The organism is Lamprobacter sp. (assembly GCF_034860625.1).
In the GTDB taxonomy this organism is placed as follows: Bacteria; Pseudomonadota; Gammaproteobacteria; order Chromatiales; family Chromatiaceae; genus Lamprobacter.
On the sequence record NZ_JAYESN010000026.1, the window covers coordinates 24,836 to 42,422 of the forward strand.

General features: G+C 62.2%; 17 protein-coding genes. 11 read left to right on the forward strand and 6 right to left on the reverse strand.

Features of this window, described 5'->3' with window-relative positions; genetic code table 11:
- Positions 1–111 precede the first annotated feature (111 nt).
- Positions 112–1,278 carry an ATP-binding protein gene (locus VBE63_RS09155; protein ID WP_323682709.1) on the forward strand — a complete coding sequence of 389 codons (1,167 nt, stop codon included), beginning with the start codon at positions 112–114 and terminating at the stop codon, positions 1,276–1,278.
- A 21-nt stretch (positions 1,279–1,299) separates the two neighbouring features.
- Here VBE63_RS09155 and VBE63_RS09160 read toward each other — a convergent pair whose 3' ends face one another.
- Positions 1,300–2,451, reverse strand: a complete 1,152-nt coding sequence (locus VBE63_RS09160) for a toxic anion resistance protein (RefSeq protein WP_323682710.1) — start codon at positions 2,449–2,451, stop codon at positions 1,300–1,302.
- Between the two features lie 248 nt (positions 2,452–2,699).
- Between VBE63_RS09160 and VBE63_RS09165 the strand changes: the two genes are divergently transcribed.
- The gene (locus VBE63_RS09165) at positions 2,700–3,029 is read left to right on the forward strand and encodes a hypothetical protein (RefSeq protein ID WP_323682711.1); all 330 of its coding nucleotides are present in this window, start codon (positions 2,700–2,702) and stop codon (positions 3,027–3,029) included.
- Between the two features lie 42 nt (positions 3,030–3,071).
- Here VBE63_RS09165 and VBE63_RS09170 read toward each other — a convergent pair whose 3' ends face one another.
- Entirely contained in the window at positions 3,072–4,046 is a 975-nt protein-coding gene (locus VBE63_RS09170) for a 5-bromo-4-chloroindolyl phosphate hydrolysis family protein (protein ID WP_323682712.1), read from the reverse strand.
- A 401-nt stretch (positions 4,047–4,447) separates the two neighbouring features.
- Here VBE63_RS09170 and VBE63_RS09175 point away from each other — a divergent pair, with 401 nt between their 5' ends.
- The 9 genes from VBE63_RS09175 (at position 4,448) to nhaD (ending at position 14,789) form a co-directional block, all read left to right on the forward strand.
- The gene (locus tag VBE63_RS09175) at positions 4,448–4,765 is read left to right on the forward strand and encodes an ATPase (protein ID WP_323682713.1); all 318 of its coding nucleotides are present in this window, start codon (positions 4,448–4,450) and stop codon (positions 4,763–4,765) included.
- A 23-nt stretch (positions 4,766–4,788) separates the two neighbouring features.
- Positions 4,789–5,838, forward strand: a complete 1,050-nt coding sequence (locus VBE63_RS09180; RefSeq protein WP_323682714.1) for a V-type ATPase subunit — start codon at positions 4,789–4,791, stop codon at positions 5,836–5,838.
- 51 nt (positions 5,839–5,889) lie between these two features.
- Positions 5,890–8,124 carry a V-type ATP synthase subunit I gene (locus VBE63_RS09185; RefSeq protein WP_416274530.1) on the forward strand — a complete coding sequence of 745 codons (2,235 nt, stop codon included), beginning with the start codon at positions 5,890–5,892 and terminating at the stop codon, positions 8,122–8,124.
- Positions 8,125–8,220: 96 nt separating this feature from the next.
- Positions 8,221–8,679, forward strand: coding sequence for an ATP synthase subunit C (locus VBE63_RS09190; RefSeq protein ID WP_323682715.1), 459 nt, complete (start codon positions 8,221–8,223; stop codon positions 8,677–8,679).
- A 136-nt stretch (positions 8,680–8,815) separates the two neighbouring features.
- Positions 8,816–9,115, forward strand: coding sequence for a V-type ATP synthase subunit F (locus VBE63_RS09195; RefSeq protein WP_323682740.1), 300 nt, complete (start codon positions 8,816–8,818; stop codon positions 9,113–9,115).
- A 167-nt stretch (positions 9,116–9,282) separates the two neighbouring features.
- Positions 9,283–9,927, forward strand: a complete 645-nt coding sequence (locus tag VBE63_RS09200; RefSeq protein WP_323682716.1) for a V-type ATP synthase subunit E — start codon at positions 9,283–9,285, stop codon at positions 9,925–9,927.
- A gap of 5 nt (positions 9,928–9,932) precedes the next feature.
- On the forward strand, positions 9,933–11,774 hold the full coding sequence (locus VBE63_RS09205) for a V-type ATP synthase subunit A (protein ID WP_323682717.1): 1,842 nt from the start codon (positions 9,933–9,935) through the stop codon (positions 11,772–11,774).
- Between the two features lie 185 nt (positions 11,775–11,959).
- On the forward strand, positions 11,960–13,339 hold the full coding sequence (locus VBE63_RS09210; RefSeq protein WP_323682718.1) for a V-type ATP synthase subunit B: 1,380 nt from the start codon (positions 11,960–11,962) through the stop codon (positions 13,337–13,339).
- A 28-nt stretch (positions 13,340–13,367) separates the two neighbouring features.
- Complete coding sequence (gene nhaD, locus VBE63_RS09215; RefSeq protein ID WP_323682719.1) at positions 13,368–14,789, forward strand: sodium:proton antiporter NhaD; 1,422 nt, start codon at positions 13,368–13,370, stop codon at positions 14,787–14,789.
- A 75-nt stretch (positions 14,790–14,864) separates the two neighbouring features.
- On the opposite strand, the gene truD is transcribed toward nhaD, so the two are convergent.
- The 4 genes from truD to ftsB form a co-directional block, all read right to left on the reverse strand.
- Complete coding sequence (truD, locus tag VBE63_RS09220; RefSeq protein WP_323682720.1) at positions 14,865–15,947, reverse strand: tRNA pseudouridine(13) synthase TruD; 1,083 nt, start codon at positions 15,945–15,947, stop codon at positions 14,865–14,867.
- Positions 15,944–16,435 (reverse strand): 2-C-methyl-D-erythritol 2,4-cyclodiphosphate synthase, encoded by a 492-nt coding sequence (gene ispF / locus VBE63_RS09225; RefSeq protein WP_323682721.1) that lies wholly within the window; start codon positions 16,433–16,435, stop codon positions 15,944–15,946. The genes truD and ispF overlap by 4 nt, the downstream gene beginning before the upstream one ends.
- A 67-nt stretch (positions 16,436–16,502) precedes the next feature.
- A complete protein-coding gene (gene ispD / locus VBE63_RS09230) occupies positions 16,503–17,234 on the reverse strand; it encodes a 2-C-methyl-D-erythritol 4-phosphate cytidylyltransferase (protein WP_323682722.1) in 732 nt (243 codons plus the stop codon).
- The gene (gene ftsB / locus VBE63_RS09235; protein ID WP_323682723.1) at positions 17,231–17,524 is read right to left on the reverse strand and encodes a cell division protein FtsB; all 294 of its coding nucleotides are present in this window, start codon (positions 17,522–17,524) and stop codon (positions 17,231–17,233) included. The genes ispD and ftsB overlap by 4 nt, the downstream gene beginning before the upstream one ends.
- Positions 17,525–17,587 lie beyond the last annotated feature (63 nt).

The following is a 17,587-nucleotide window of genomic DNA, read 5'->3' on the forward strand; positions in this document are numbered from 1 at the left end:
GGTCATTTCCACTTCTAGCAGTATCAGGCGTTCGAGCGCCACATGGAGCAGGCGCTGGATTGTGCAATATTGGAGTTGAACTCCGATATTGCACAAACTATGATGGGGCGCATGATCCCACGACTCCTGCAAGACGAGCTGCTCGCTCAGCTCAACGAATATCCGATCGTCACTGTGCTTGGACCACGACAGGCGGGCAAGACCACACTGGTGCGCCTGGCGCTGCCGGACTACGACTACATCAGTCTGGAAGATCCGGACAATCGGCAACTCGCGGCGGAAGATCCCCGTGCCTTCCTCAAGGCGTATCCTGATCCTGTCATTTTCGATGAGATTCAGCGCGCCCCGCACCTGTTGAGCTACCTGCAGAGCATCGTGGATGCCGACAACCGCACGGGTCGCTTTGTCTTGACCGGCTCACATCAATTGGAACTGCGCGCGGCCATCAGCCAGTCGCTGGCCGGTCGCACCGGTCTGTTGCATCTGTTGCCGCTGTCGATTGCCGAATTGTCCGGCGGTGGCATCAGGTTCGACAGCTTCGAGCACTATGCCTTCAACGGCTTTCTGCCGCGCATTCATGACCAGTCGCAGCGGCCGCGCACCGCTTACGCCAACTACTATCAAACCTATGTCGAACGCGATGTGCGGCAGTTGATCAAGCTCAAGGATGCCGGCCTGTTTGAGAAATTCATCAAATTGCTAGCGGGGCGTGTCGGCCAGATCATGAATCATCAGTCGCTGGCCAATGATGTCGGCGTCGACGGCAAAACCATCAAGGACTGGCTATCGATTCTGGAAGCCTCCTTTGTCATCTTCAAACTCTCGCCCTATTTCGAGAACTTCGGCAAGCGCGTCATCAAGTCCCCCAAGTACTATTTCATCGAGCCTGGCCTGCTGGTCTATCTGCTGGATATCGAAAAACCGGAGCAGATCGCGCGCGACCCCCTACTGGGGAGCCTGTTTGAGAATCTGGTCGTCGTCGAAGCACTCAAGGCGCGTTTTCACCGGGGCCGAACTGCCAATCTCTATTTTTTTCGCGACAGCCACGGCAATGAGATCGATCTGCTGCACAAGAGCGGCGGCGAGATGACGGGCGTTGAAATCAAGGCGGCAGAGACCTGGCACACCGTCTTCAAGGCCAGCCTGCAGCGTTTTTCTGCAACACTCCACCCCTTGCATCGCCAAGCTGTCATCTATCGCGGCAAACCCTGGCGTTTTGAAGACGGCGTGCAAGCGATGGATTACCGTTCGGTCGATGAGCTGTTCGGTTTCGCATAAAGGATGCAAGCGCTCCCTTGATCAGGCACCGCGCGGAGGCGGCGCGCTCGCAGCCGCCAACGTCTTGCGCAGCTCAGTCTCCATCTGCTGCAGCTCGACACCGGCGGCGGCTCGGGCACGTTTACCCTCGTCGGCGATCTGCAGGCTCTCTTCGATGGTCTCGATCAGGGCGCGATTGGCCTCTTTGACGGTCTCGATGTCGAACACCCCGCGCTCGATCTGACGCCGCGCCTCGGCATTGGCGGTCTTGAGGTTAGTCGCATTGGCCTTGAGCAGATCGTTGGTCAGATCGGTCGCGGCTTTGACTGTCTCCGCGGCACGGCCGGAGCGGTAGATGGTCACCGCTTGCGCTAGCTGCTGGCGCCACAGCGGTACCGTGTTGACCAGGGTCGAGTTGATCTTGTTGATCAGACCCTTGTCGTTCTCTTGCACTAATCGAATGCTCGGCAAGGCCTGCATCGCCACCTGGCGCGTCAGGCGCAGGTCGTGCACACGCCGTTCGAGGTCATCGCGCGCGCTGCGCAAATCGCGCAGGTTCTGCGCCTGTACCATGTCTTCGGCCTGCTCGACCTTGGCCGCCAGCGCCGGAATCGTCTCCTGGTCGAGCTCAGCGAGCTTGGCATCGCCGGCCGCGATGTAGTGCTCGAGCTCGCGGAAATAGTCGAGGTTGGCGTCATAGAGCCGATCCAGCGAGGTCACATCGGTCAGCAAGCGGGTCTTGTGGCGCTCGAGATCGATGGTGATGCGATCGATATGATCGCGTACCGCCTCGTATTCCTGCAGGAAGCGCATGATCGGCTTGCCGGCGCCGAACAACCGCTTGAAAAAGCCCGGCTTGGCGTTGGGATCAAGCGCATCGACGTCGAAGCCGCGCAGAGTCCCAACCATCTCGCTGAGGGTCTGCCCGGCGCCGCCGGTGTCCTTACTCCGCACGCCCTCGAGCATCTGATCCGACACAGTGGTGAGCTGCTGCTGCGCCTTGGCGCCGAAGTGCATGATGGCGCTACTGTCGGTGAGGTCGAGCTCGGCCAGCAGGGCCTTGATCTGCGTCTGCTCGGCGGGTGGCGCTTCAGCGAGCCCGACGATCGCTTGATTCGCCGTCGGTGCTGGCGCCTTCGCCTTCGCCATTGCAAGCGGCTCGGCTGCGGCGGGGGCTTGGGGGTTATCGCTCATCTTTTGGTACTCCTGCATCGAATGGGGGCTGGGGCCTCGGGTATCGCGGTCATCCTCAGACTAGCGGAGCAAAAGGCGACCGAGCCGGTGATTCTAAACGCCCGACATCGCTCGGACGACTCGAGTTCGGCCTCAACAGTCTGTAGGTTCACACGCGCCAGAATGATCTCTTGACGCCTCCAAGCCGCGATCAGACACTGAGCCACCTTAGTTACCCGCAATCCTCAACCCGCAACACTCAGGATGCCATGATGCCGCATGTAGTCACCTTCGCCACACTCGCGAGCGCCGCGCTGCTGCTCGGTGGATGCAGCGGTAGCCTCGTTGCTCCCGAAGGCCCGGCCTCGAATGCCTTTCTAAACCAGGTGGATGCGCGCTGTGGCAAGCTCAGCGTCGGCTCACAGCCGATCGGCTATCTGCTCGATATGAGCAGCGATGACACCACCTTTATGGATGAAACGGCAAAGCTCGGCGCCGGCACCATCGATGCCGAGACCTATGCCAGCGACATCAATAGCTTCTACCCCTCGGGCAACAATCAAGCCGCGATCGACTGCGTGATCGGCCTCGTCGAATAGGCCCAGCCAAGCGCACCTCGAACCGCCAGGGGCATGGAAACACTAGCCAATGCCTTCTTGATCGAGCTGCTTCTTCAACACCTCGATCTGCACATCGAGGTCGAGCACATCGGCCTCGCGTAAGCGCTCGCGTTGGCGTTGGAACTGCTCTTCGATGGTGATCAGCACGGTGCGAAAGCTTTGCTCGAGCTCGGCCGAATCGGCATGCCGATGGGTGCGCGCATAGCCGTCGGATACCTGCTCGGCGCCTTCCAGAAAAACCGTCAAGAAACGCCGAGCGCGGCGTAGATCGGAGGGACGCTCGGCAATCTGCGCCAGGATGCCCCGCCCCAGCTCGGCGATGCGCGCCAGCCGCTGGCTCAGCTCGCGATTGCCGATCGCGGCAGCGGCGCGCTCGATGGTGATGAGTCGATCCTCGGCCTCGGCCAGCGCCTCGATCACTGCCCGCGATTCCTTGTCCTGGGCCGTCAGCGGCCTACCCACTCGCAACGGCTCTAGCCGGTAGATCAGGTGGTAGGCCAGCACGGCGACCGCGGCGAAGCCCAAGCCGACCCCGAGCGGATGGCCAACGCCATAGACCGCAGCAATGCAGGTACCGGCTGCCAAAGAGACCGCTGCCTGATTGCGCAGTGGAAACTGCCAGCGCTGCCCAAGTTGGCTGAAACGCCGCTGTTCGGCCTCAGCAGCAGGCTGGAGCGACGCCCGCCTTGTCAGCAAGGCGGCCAAGGCCACCAAGCCCCAGGCCGCAGCGTCGGCGATGAAGCCGTCGAGACGCCCGGCGACTAGCGCACTCAAGGTGGCGAGTATCAGCGGTGATGAGAACAGCCAGAGCAGCCAAGCACGCACGGGGCGCGGACGCCTTACTGCCGCATGGGACACTGAAGCAACGGCGGGGTCCGCTGTCGTTGACGCCATGGCCTGGCGTTTCGCCATCAACCACTGCGCAGCAGGACCGGTCACGCCAAGCCGATTGAGCTGTGCTTGCAGGTCTTGCTGGTCTTGTTGCACGTCACGCATGATTGCAGATGAAGATCGTTACAGTAAAGATTATCGTCACAGAAAAAACAAAGACTGGCAGGAGACGAAGCCCAAGCTCCAGAACAGTAAAAAGGCGCCTAGGAGACGGGAGCCAAGGCTAGGTCGCGACGGCAGTTGCGGCGGGGTCTCAATAACGGCGGGACTGTTGGTGGGACTGTTTGGCATCGGCAATCTCGTTGGACGATCTCGTTGATCAATCGCATGGCCCGGTAAGAGGCGATGAATCGGTCAGGCTTGGCAGTTGGCGCTCAGCATGTGAATATTAGCAAGGCAACAGGCGTTGCGAAGCATGGGCAGCAACCCGCCAGAATGGGTTACCCTGCACCCCGCCAACGCGGACGAACCCCGCGCCCACCCACTGACGAGATCCTCAGGCACTGATGGACGATACGCTGAAACGCCTCCTTGATGCCGAGATGAAGGCTGAAAGCCTCGCTCAACAGGCCGAGCAAGAGCAAGAGCGCATCATCCAAGCCGCCTTGCGTGATGCCCGCGCGGAAGATGAGCGCTTCACCGCGCGTATCCCGGACTTGCACCGAGGCTTCATCAACAAGGCTGAGGAGCGCGCAGAGCAGACCGTCGCCGAGCTCAAACGCCGTTACGAAGAACGCCATGTGCATCTTCGTGAATCCGCGGAGGCGCGCGAACAGGAGGCCCTCGATGCCGCCTTCGCCCTCCTCCTCGATACGCGACGTTAAGCGCTCCTGATCGCAGTAGCCGTATGCGCGAGCCTTACCTCAACACCCGTGTCTCGGCGATGGCCGAACACCTGATCGATCCTGATGAGGTGACGGTCCTGTGCGGACTCTCACTGCCAGAGCTTGCCCAGCGGTTCGGGCTTGATGGCTTGCTAGACGCATCGCCCGATCGCCGCGCCAAGAGCCGGAGCGTCAAGCAGGCGCTGATCAATACCCTTCTGAACGAACTGCGCATCCTGATCCGCCCAATGGCGGCAGCGGAGGCCGGTTTAGTGTTGGCATGGGGCCGTAAGTACGCCCTCTTCAACCTCAAGACCCTACTGCGCGGCAAGCTCTACGACTTAAACCAAGCCGAGATCCGCGCCAACCTCTACGAATTGCCAGAGCATGTGCGCCTGCCTCAACAGGACCTGTTCCAAGCTGAAGGTGTGCTGGAGCTACTGCGTAAGCTAGAGCAAGGCCCCTACAGCCTGATCGCGAAACAGGGACGCGAGGTCTTCGAGCAGAAACGCGATCCCTTCGCCCTCGAAGCCGCCATCGATCAACGCTACTACACCGAAATGGCGCGTCGGCTGCAGCAGGTGCACGACAGCAGCCAGCCCGAGCTGAAACAACTGCTCGGCGCGGTGCTCGATCGTGTTGCGCTGATGTGGTTGTTACGCTTTCGCTTCTCGTATGCGCTCTCGCCGAGTGAGACCTTCTACCAGCTGGTGCCCTCGGTGAGCCTGCTGCATCGCGACCGACTGCTGACGCTGGTTAACCTCGACAGCCTCGAGGAGATTGTCGCCGCGCTACCGGAGCCCTTGAACAGCGCGCTTGCCGGCAGTCAGAGCCTCATCGAGGTCCAGCAACGCCTTGGCGGCTATGTCACCCAAGAGGCCCGGCGCCTGCTCTCGCGAGGCCACTCCGGTGTCGCCCGCAGCCTCGCCTATTTAATTTTGCGCGAGCATGGCGTGCTCATGCTGTTCGCCTTGGTGCAAGGGCAACTGCTTGGCCTACCGCGCGACCTCGTGGAAATCGCCGTCGAGGCGCATCCACCGGATTGTGCGTTGCCCTTGCCGTCCGCTGCCTGATCACTGATCACGCTCGCCCCGCCTCGCAAAGCCGATCACCATTGAGCCCATATGTCAGCCAACACACAACAGCGCCTGTCAGCCATCCAGCAACACCTGCTGTCGCTATGGGCTCTGCTGCGTGGGTTTTGGGCGAAGCTGCTGGCAGAGGCCAAGCCGCAGATCCGGGCCATTACTGCCAAGGCTGAACCGCAGATCCGAGCCATTGCTGCCAAGGTTGAGCCGCAGCTCCGAGCCATCGCCGCCAAGGTTGAGCCTCAAATCCGGGCCATCGCCGCTAAGGCTGGCCCTGCCTTGCGTCAAGCCGCCACCCTGATCGGCCAGGTCTGGCGAGCGTTGCGGTCACCGGACAGTTGGCGTGAGATCAGACTGCGCCCGTTGCCGATGAAGCATGTCCGGCTCTTAGTCATCACCGACGATCTCCCGCAAGCCTCGCTGACCTTGGCCGAGACCGAGAGCTTCCACCCAGACACCCGCCCACCCCAGGAGCAACTGCTGAGCGGCATCCCCGGACGTGACTACCGCGAGATCTATCAGCAGGCCCATGGCCGGCTCGAGAAGATCGCCAAGGTGGTCGCCGTCGATGCAGCACCCGATCTCGATGATGTGCGGGTGATCGAGCCGGACGAGCTGCGCAGGATCAACGAACAGCTGACCGAGCGTTGGGCCGAGGCCTCGCGCTTCGAGGAGGGATTTCGGCGCATCGATGAGCAAGATCGCTTTCTGCGCGAGCAACAGGCCGCGCTGGAGAACTTCAGTAACCTCAAGATCGACCTGGGCGCGCTGCGCAATAAGACTCGCTTCCTCGACTTCTATGTCGGCGTCGTCCCACGTGAGAACGTCAGCCGCTTGCAGGGTGCGGTGACCCTCGCCGACCATCTGCTCTTCACCTATCTGGAGCGCGACCAAAGCACCCATGTGGTGATCGTCGGACCGCGTGGTGAGCAAGAGAGTCAGTTGGCCTCCGTGCTCAGTTCCGCCAGTTTTCAACCCTTGCCGATCCCAGCGGGACTCGAGGATGCCAGTCCCGAGCAAAAGCGGGATGAGCTTGAAACCAAGCGCGAACAGTTGCAAGCCGAGCGCAGCGCCCTGAGTACCGAGGTGGATGCCTGGGAGCAGCGGCATCGCGGGTTTTTCCGCTCAGCGCGGCAGGCCCTACAGATGGCCGCCCCGTTCGTCACCCTCGATCCATCAATCCGCAGTGCCGGACATCTCGCCGTCGTCTGCGGTTGGGTGCCCGCACGCAAGCTCAACAAACTAGAGGCGCGCCTGCGCGCCAGCCTGGCCCTCCCCTTTGAGCTCGAGAGCCGTGATCCCAGGCCGGCCGAGCGCCCCCTAGTGCCGACGGTGGCGACCAACAATCGCTTTCTCGCGCCCTTCTCGATGCTGGTGAAGCAGTATGGCATCCCGCAATACGGGGAGGTCGACCCAACGCCGCTGTTCGCGGTGACCTTCCTGCTAATGTTCGGCTCGATGTTCGGCGATATCGGCCAAGGTGCCGTCATCGCCGGCGTTGCCTGGGCGTTCCGCGCCAAGCTCGGACGCTTCTATCGCTTCGGCATCATGGCTGGCCTCTCATCGATGTTCTTTGGCGTCCTCTATGGCAGCCTCTTTGGCTACGAGGAGATCCTGCCCGCGCTCTGGATGAGTCCGATCCACCATCCGATCCTGATGCTGCAGATCGCCCTCGGCTACGGGGTGCTGTTCATCGCCATCGCCTGCGGACTGGCGATCTACAACCGGATGGCGGTCAAGGATCTTGCCGCTGCGGTGTTCGGCCATCATGGCCTGGTCAATCTGATCTTTTATCTGGCGCTGATCTGGGGCGCCGTTGGCATCGCCACCAGCAGCCGTTTTGGAACCCTCCCCTTGGCGCTGGTGATCGGCAGCTTACTGGTCCTCGCCGGCTACGCCTGGTCGCACATGAAGGCGCCGATCGGCGAGAAGATCCTCGTGGTGTTCATTGAAACCCTCGAAACTGTGATCGGCTATATCTCTAATACCCTTTCGTTCCTGCGCGTCGCGGCCTTCAGCCTCAATCACGCTGCGCTCTCGATCGCTGTGCTGACCCTCGCCGCGATGATGGGTGCCACCGGCCATCTGATCACCGTGATCCTCGGCAATCTGTTCGTGCTGGTGCTCGAGGGTGCGATCGTCGCCATCCAGGTCATGCGCTTGCAGTACTACGAGGGCTTCTCGCGCTACTTCTCTGGCGACGGCCATGAGTTCACGCCACTGCGCCTGCGCACGGCACAAACCTCAACCGCGAGCACAACCACTCAGTGAGCGTTGACCAGAGGCACCGACGCGCGCGCCTGACATCAACCCAGTTTGAACCCTGTCCTGCCATCTCATCCCCATTCAGCATCCACGGAGTCCCCCATGTATTGGCTCGTTGCCCTGATGTCCTTCGCCATCATCGGTCTCATCCTGACCGGCCTTGCGCTCGAACTGCGCCCAGCAAAACCATTGCTGCGTCTACCAACCTGGGCCACCCCAGCCATGGGGGTCCAACTCGTGGTCTTCGTCGGCGCCCAGATCGCGCTATTGAGCTTCGGTATCAGCGAGGCCTTTGCTGAGTCGACGACAGAGGTCGTGGTCAACGAGACCCTGCGGGAGATGTCGGTCGGCATGGGTTTGGCCATCCTCGGTGCAGGCATCCCAACCGCCTTTTCGACCATCGCGGCGGGCATCGCTGTTGGCCCCATTGGCGCCGCCTCACTCGCCGCAATCACCGAAAAACCAGAGAACCTTGGCCGCACGCTGATCTATTTGGGTCTGGCCGAGGGTATCGCGATCTACGGTCTGGTCATCTCGATCCTGCTGTTGAATCGCATTTGAGCCGCTGCACCGAACCGCTGCAAAGCCCTGAGCCCTGATGAGCGAGCACAGACCCAGCGACAGCCCGGCGGCTTCTACCTTGGCCTCCAGCGCAGCCACCAGCGCAGCGTCCAGCGCGCAAGCCCCGCCGACGCGGATGCTATTCCTCGGCGAGGATAGCCTCGCCGAGGGCTTCAGCGTGATCGGCTTCGAGACGCATCCGAATCCGGCTCCAGCCGATGTCGATCGGGTTTTTCGCGAGCTGCTCGCGGCACGCGATCAGGCCTTTGTGATCGTCGATGAAGAGGTGATGCAGATGGATGTCGAACACCTCAAGCGTGTCCGTCGCGAAGGCGGCCGCATCGTCGTCGTCGCCGTGCCGCCGTTGGCCGCGCCGCCGAAGCTCGGCAGCGAGGTCGCCGATCGGCTCGCCAGCATGTTCGGCGCCGGCCTTTAGTCTCATGCTGCCGCGGACCATGCTAGCGACCGCCGCGCATCCAAATGCCCTGCGCCCGAATGCCCTGAGCCCAAGTGCCCTGTGCCAAAGCGCCCTGCGCCCAAGCGCCATGAAACCGAACGTCAGCAACTGAACGATAGACAACCGACCGCCATCTAGGACTCGACGTGACGACCCAAGCAGATCAGCTCGAGAACGCCATCCTGGCCCGCGCCGAGCGCCTGGCCAAAGAATATCGCGAGCGCGCCCAACGCTCGCGCGACAGCATCCTGCGCGAGGCAGCGGAGAAGCTGCGCCTGCGCGAGCAACGCGAGGAGGCGATCGCCAAGACCCTTGGCGATCGCGCCTACCGCCAGCAGGTCCAGGCCGAGGAGCTCAAGCTACAGAGCCATTTGGATCTGGTGCGCTGGAACCTGGTACGCGAGGTCGAGGGCCGCCTAGCCGAGCAGATGCTCGCCTATGCCAAGGACAGCGCGGCCTATCTGCAGACCCTCACCGGCTTCATCGAGGCGGCCCTGGCTGAGATCGAGCACGATGAGGTCGCGGTGCGCGCCAACAACGCCGATCGGAAACTGCTGAAAACGCACTGGGCCGACCTCGTTAGCAGGCTACCGAGCGGAACCCAGGTCAAGCTGAGTGAGGAGCCGATCGAGACCCTTGGCGGGGTCATGATCGAGAGCAACGATGGCCGGATTCGCGTCGACAATACCTTTGAGGGGCGCGTCACGCGGCTGCAGGCACGGCTGCAGCAAGTCATCCTGGAGCGGCTGGTGCCGAGCGGCTTCGAGACCGGCAGCATCTTCGGGGGATGATCACGATGAGTGAGCGAAACAATTCTGAGCGCGGTCATTCCGGGCGCGATCAGTCCGAGCGCAATAACCTCGGCTTCATCCGCGAGATCAACGGCCCGATCGTCACCATCGATCTGCCCGGTATCCGCAGTGGTGAGCAGGTCAAGATCGGCGAGCTGGGGCTGGTCGGCGAGGTGATCTCGCTGAATGGCCGCGAGGCGACGGTGCAGACCTATGAAAGCACCGATGGCGTGCGGCCTGGCGAACCGGCCGAGGGCCTCGGCTGGCCGCTGTCGGTCGAGCTGGGACCTGGACTACTGGGCGGCATCTTCGATGGCATTCAGCGGCCGCTGGAGAAGATCGCACTGCAGTCGGGCGATTACATTCGCCGCGGCTTGAGCCTGCCCGGTCTGGATCGCGAGCGGGAATGGGAATTTGAGCCCAATCCGGAGCTGGAGCCAGGCAAGCAGATCGGTCCCGGCACGGTGCTCGGCACAGTGCAAGAGACCGAGACCGTGCTGCACAAGATCCTGGTGCCACCGGGGCTTGAGGGTGAGCTGACCGAGCTGGCGCCGAATGGCGAGTACAACATCGAGGCCACCATCGGCCATCTGCGCGACAAGCAGGGCCATAGTCATCGACTGAAGCTGTTTCACCGCTGGCCGGTGCGCAAGCCGCGCCCTTATCGCAAGCGCGATGATGGCATCTCGCCGCTGATCACCGGTCAGCGCGTCATCGACAGCTTCTTCCCGCAGCTCAAGGGCGGCAAGGGCGCGGTCCCTGGCCCCTTTGGTGCGGGCAAGACCGTGGTGCAGCAGCAGATCGCACGCTGGTCGAATGCCGAGATCGTCATCTACGTCGGCTGCGGCGAGCGCGGCAACGAGCTGGTCGATGTGCTCGAGACCTTCCCGCAGCTCGAAGACCCCTATACCGGCCGCAAGCTGATGGAGAAGACGCTGCTGGTGGCCAATACCTCCAACATGCCGGTGGTGGCGCGCGAGGCCTCGGTCTACGTCGGCCTGACCATGGCCGAGTACTATCGCGACATGGGCTACGACGTGGTCATGCTCGCCGACTCGACCAGCCGCTGGGCCGAGGCGCTGCGCGAGGTGTCCGGTCGACTCGGGCAGATGCCGGTCGAGGAAGGCTATCCGGCCTATCTGTCCTCACGCCTGGCGGCGGTCTATGAGCGCGCCGGTCGGGTCGAGACCTATGATGCCGGCCCTGGCTCGGTGACCCTGATCGGCGCCGTCTCGCCGCCCGGTGGTGACTTCTCGGAACCGGTGACCAGCCATACCAAGGACATCATCGAGACCTTCTGGGCGCTGTCCAAGGAGTTGGCCGACGCGCGGCATTACCCGAGTATCGACTGGGTGACCAGCTTCTCGGCCCATGTCCATGCTGCGGCCGAGTGGTGGCACAAGGAGGTTGATCGCCGTTGGGAGGCCCGCCGCACCCAGGCGCTGGCACTGCTGGCGCGCGATGCCGAACTCTCGCGCATCGTCAACCTGGTCGGCCCCGAGGCCCTCTCCGATGCCCAGCGCTGGCAGCTGGAAGGTGCCTCGCTGATCAAGGAGGGCGTGCTGCAGCAGAGTGCGCTCGATGAGGTCGACACCTTCTGCTCACCGCAGAAGCAATTCGCCCTGCTCGATCTGGCCCTCTCGATCTACGACAAGGGCATGACCCTGATCGAGCTGGGCGTGCCGGTCAGCCATCTGCAGGACTTGCCGCAGCTGGCCAAGGTCCGGCGCTGCAAATCGATCTACAACAGCGATCAGGTCGCGAGCATCACCGACCTCGGCCGCGAGATCGAGGACGCCTTCGAGGCCATCCGGCTCCAGTATGCGAAGCAGCACAGCGATGACTAAGTGGCTATCCATGTTCTATTTCTCGATCATGGCCCAACAAGGGGCATCACGTCGGGAAGCGGTTGATGGACAGTTGCTAACGCTCAAGGCGCGGCGCCACCCGCGAGAATGAATCGCCTGAGATTCACGATAAGCCGCGCCCTCTCTTTTTGGACTCCAGCCCCTAGCAGCATGAATCGCCTGTCATGAGCATCAAAGAATACCGAACCGCCAGCGAGGTTCGCGGCGGGCTGATCCTGGTCCGCGATACGCCGGGGGTCGCCTTTGGCGATCGGGTGCGGATCTCCGATGGCCGTGGCGGCAGCCGCGATGGCCAGGTGATTCGCGCCTCCAACGAGGAGGTGATGATCCTGGTGTTCGAGGGCACCGATGATCTCGACCTGGAAGCGGTCTGGGTCCGCTTCCTCGACGAGCCGGTCGAGATCGCCCTCTCGCCTGAGATCCTCGGCCGCGAGTTCAACGGCCTCGGTGAGCCACGCGATGGGCGCCCACCGATCCTCTCCAACACCCGCCGCGCGGTCGGCGGCTCGGCCATCAACCCGGCCGCGCGCAGCTATCCGCGCGAGTTCATCCAGACCGGCATCTCGACCATCGATGGGCTCAACTCGCTGGTGCGCGGGCAGAAGCTGCCGATCTTCTCCGGCTCCGGCCTGCCGCACAACCGGCTGGCGGCGCAGATCGTGCGTCAGGCCAAGCTCAAGGATGAGGATTCGAGCTTCTCGATCGTGTTCGCGGCGATGGGCGTCAGCTATGCCGATGCCAAGTTCTTTCGCGACGAGTTCGCCAGCTCCGGTGTGCTGCGCAACGTGGTGATGTTCGTCAACCTGGCCGATGATCCGCCGGTCGAGCGCCTGACCCTGCCGCGTACCGCGCTCACCGTCGCCGAGTACCTGGCCTATGATCTCGATCGCCATGTGCTGGTGGTGATGACCGACATGACCTACTACGCCGAGGCGCTGCGCGAGGTCGCCACCGCCAAAGGCGACGTGCCCGCGCGCAAGGGCTATCCCGGCTACCTCTACTCGGACCTCGCCGAGATCTACGAGCGCTGCGGGCGCATCCATGAGCGCCATGGCTCGATCACCATGATGCCGGTGGTCTCGATGCCGTCCGACGACATCACCCATCCAATCCCCGATCTGACCGGTTACATCACCGAGGGTCAGATCGTCCTCTCGCGCGAGTTGCACAACCAGGGTATCTATCCGCCGGTGCATATCTCGCCGAGCCTCTCGCGGCTGATGAAGGACGGCATCGGCAAGGACGACACGCGCGAGGATCATCCCAAGGTCGCGGCCCAGCTCTATGCGCTCTATGCCCGCGCGCTCGAGACCCGCAACCTGGCTAGTATCATCGGCGCCGATGAACTCTCCGAGCGTGACCGCCGCTATCTCAAGTTTGCCGACGACTTTGATCGTCGCTTTGTCGGCCAAGGCGAGGCCGAGGACCGCAGTATCGAGGCCACGCTTAACCTGGCCTGGGAATTAATGAGCGCCTTTCCGCGCGACAGCCTCACCCGCCTCTCGGAGACCGAGCTGGCGAAGTACTATCAGGGTCACGACTGACGCGACTCAGCCGTTAAGGAGTCTCTCCATGCACCATCCCGCTCTCAAGGTCGCGTTTGGCCTGTTCCTGCTCTCACTCTCATCGTTCGCATTGGCGTCTGATGGCGGACAGCACATTGACCTGACCGGCCACTGGGTCGGCTACACCGCAATCCTGATCTTCGTCATCGCCTACGCGCTGGTCATGGCCGAGGAATTCACCCATCTGCGCAAGTCGAAACCAGTGGTGTTGGCGGCTGGCTTGATCTGGGTGTTCATCGCCTTCTTCTACACCGGTCATGGCGGTGACCCGCACGCCGTGGCCGACGCGGTACACCACAACATCATGGAATTTGCCGAGCTGTTCCTCTTCCTGCTCGCAGCCATGACCTATATCAACGCCATGGAGGAGCGCCTCGTCTTCGAGTCGCTGCGCGCCTGGCTGATCCGCAGCGGCTTCAGCTACCGTAAGCTGTTCTGGATGACCGGCTTTCTCGCCTTCTTCATCTCCCCAGTCGCGGACAATCTGACCACAGCGCTGTTGATGTGTGCTGTGGTGATGGCGGTTGGTGCCGACAAACCCCGGTTCGTCGCCCTCGGTTGCATCAACATCGTCATCGCTGCCAATGCCGGCGGTGCCTTCAGCCCCTTTGGTGATATCACCACCCTGATGGTCTGGCAGAAGGGCATCTTGCCGTTCCAGACCTTCTTCTTGCTGTTCATCCCGGCGCTGGTCAACTATCTGGTGCCCGCCTACTTCATGCATCAGGCGATCCCCGACGAGATCCCGCCCCCGAGTGACGAGGTGGTCAAGACCAAGCGCGGGGCCAAGCGCATCGTCTTTTTGTTCCTGCTCACCATCGCCACGGCGGTGAGCGTACACAACTTCTTCCACCTGCCGCCCGTGCTCGGCATGATGACCGGCCTGGCCTATCTCAAGTTCTTCAGCTACTACCTCTACATGAGCGGTGAGCTGGCAACGGTGAAGGCGGGCTCGCTGGAAGACACCATGCCGTTCGATATCTTCAACAAGATTGCCCGCGCGGAATGGGATACGCTGCTGTTCTTCTATGGCGTCATTCTCTGCGTCGGCGGCCTCGGCTTTATCGGCTACCTCGAATTGCTATCTGCGTTCGCCTACATCGATGTCGGTCCGGTCTTTGCCAATACCATGGTGGGCATCCTATCGGCGCTGGTCGATAACATTCCGGTCATGTTCGCGGTATTGACGATGAATCCGGAGATGACGCAGGGACACTGGTTGCTGGTCACGTTGACCGCTGGTGTCGGTGGCAGCCTGTTGTCGATCGGCTCAGCTGCCGGCGTTGCGCTGATGGGCCAGGCAAAAGGTGTCTACACCTTTTTCGAGCATCTGCGCTGGACCAAATACATCGCGCTTGGCTACTTTGCCAGTATCGTCGCCCACTTCATCGTCAACTTCTGGACCTTCTCGATCCCAGTCAGCAGTTGAGGGGCAAGAGGCTGGAATCGGAGCCGGTGTCTTGCCCACCGGCTTAGTCATGTCAACGAGCCTGGGAACGCAGTTTTAGCCTGGGCTCGGCTCCGTCCATGTGGTGAATTCGCGCAAGACACTGGTCGCATAGCTACCAGCAGGTAAGGTGAAGGTCATGATGGCTTCGGTCGGCGCAAGCTGTTCGAGCTCAAGCTGCTCGATATCCAGCCTTAGGGCGCGTCGCTCTTGCTTGAGCCCGGCATCCACCAAACCTGCTAGCCAGTCCTTGTAATCCGCAGCCACCTGCTCTTCGAGTTCCCGCACCAGGTGATCAGTCAGCGGCTCACCATCGCCGAATAGTGGGCCGGTTGGGATCAGATCGCCAGCATCCAGACGCTCCGAGATGCGCTCATCGATGCTGTCGACGAGGAAGTGCGAATGACTACCGCGCAGCTGAAGGCGATCACCGACCAAGGCGCTTGTCCAGTCGCCGCGTTCGACTCGACGCGCAAGCAGTTCGTTGAACAGCTGCGAGCGCGCTGCCGAGAGCCATAGCCCACGCTGATGTCGACTCGCCCGCTGCGCAACGCCGGCAAACAGGGCCTGAGCCCTGAGCAAATTACCCTCACTGCGTCCGAAACGCTGCGGCCCAAAATAGTTGGGTACGCCGGTCGTTGCCATCAGATCGAGCTGTACCGCTGCTGCATCGAGCTCACCGCGAATCTCACGCAGCCGGATGCGGAACTGATTTCCAGCCAAGGAGCCACGCTTGAGCTTGCGCCGGTGCCGATGCTGCTCCAAGACCTCGATGCCATCTTCGGCGAGCAATCGCCAGCGTGGCTCTGGCGCGTTGCCGAGGTGCACCGAGAACCACTGCGTGGTCACTGCATGCCGGTCTTTGAGTCCGGCGTAGCCAACCATCTTGACCGACACCCCGGCTAACGAGGCAATGCGTCGAGCGACCCAGTCGGTATTGGCCGAGGTCTTGCGAATACGCAGCAGCGCATGTTCCCCATCGCCGTCAGGACCGAAGGCGAGGATCTCATCGACGATAAAATCGGCTGGCTCGGTGCGCAGCTGAGCACTGAGACGGGGTCCGCCGAAGGCATAGGGCAGCTCGGAAAACGAGCGCCATGGTTTGGTCGAATCGATGGTCGGACTCGGCGCTGTGCTCACAGCGCTATCGCGGCCTCGGAGTCGTCGAGCAGAACCACGGCGAAGGCCGCGATCCCTTCACCCCTGCCAGTAAAGCCCATACGCTCGCTGGTCGTCGCCTTGATGTTCACACGCGCCCCTGGCAAGTCGAGGTCAGCGGCGATGCACTCGCGCATCGCGTCGATATAAGCGGCCAGCTTGGGCGCCTGCGCAACGACGGTCAGGTCCGCGTTATGGACGCGCAGATCGCGCTCAGCAAGTGCCTGCACCACACGTCGCAATAAGACGCGGCTATCGATATCCTTAAAGGCATCATCAGAATCAGGGAAGTGGTGACCGATATCACCCAGGCCGGCAGCACCGAGCAGCGCATCGCAGAGCGCATGCAGCACGACATCACCGTCCGAGTGGGCCTCGAGCCCGAGGGGATGCGGAACCTCGATACCACCCAAGATCAGCCGGCGATGGGGAGCGAAGCGATGGGCATCGATGCCCTGGCCGATTAGCATCGGCTCGCACCAAGCATCTGCGCATCGGTATCGGTCAGCCGATCCCACATGGGGTCTATCTGTTTCATCATCGCTCCTGGTCGCGCTTCCGGTGGCGCGCTTGTTCAAGGAAGAACTCGGCCAAGGGAAGGTCCTCGGGCCGGGTGATCTTGATGTTGTCAGCGCGGCCTTCGACCAGTAGCGGGCGAAGCCCAAGCTGCTCCATGGCGCTGGCATCATCGGTGATGGCAATACCCTGTGCTCGGCAATAGGCCAGTGCCTCGCGGAGCTGTCCGAGCCGAAAGGCTTGCGGCGTATAGGCGCGCCACAACTGTTGGCGCGGCAGCGTACGCTCGACCCGAGCGCCAAAGGCGTCCTCGGCGGCCTTGACCGTATCATGCATCGGCACCGCCAACAGGGCGCCGACGGGCTCGTCCAGCAAGGCCGCAAGTAGCCGATCGAGATCCCCGGTCGTCAAACAGGGCCTGGCCGCATCATGCACCAAGATCCAATCATCATCCGACGCCTGATCCGCCAAGGCAGCAAGGGCATGCGCAACCGAATCGGACCGTTCAGCGCCACCGGCCACGCGCTTGACTGCCGGATGATGCGCATAAGCCGTCTCTTGCCACCACTCATCTTCAGGACTCAACGCCACTGCACAACCTGCCATCAGCGGATGCTGAACGAAGACAGCCAGGCTGTGCTCGATCACGCGGCGACCCCCCAGGGGCAAATACTGTTTAGGGATTGGGCCGCCAAAACGACGGCCCGCGCCAGCCGCCGGGAGCACAACCCAATGTTGCCGGGCTGCTGTCATGGTGACTTGCCCTCGACCGGCTTCTCAACCACCTGCAAAAAGACCTCACCGGATTGGATCATGCCGAGCTCACTGCGTGCCCGCTCCTCGATCGCATCAAGGCCGGTCTTCAGGTCCTCGACCTCTGCCGCGAGCGCATAGTTGCGGGCCTGTAAATGACGCAGTTCCTGCTCGGTCTCAGCAATCAGCCCGCGCAGCTCATGCAGTTCGGCAAGGCTGCCATCGCCTACCCAGAGGCGAAACTGAAGGAGCCCGAGGAGGACCACCATGACCAACAGGAGCCAGCGCATCGAGTCACATCCTCTGCTTCGATAGCTTTACAGAACCACAGCAGGCGCGGCCGCATCGCTGCC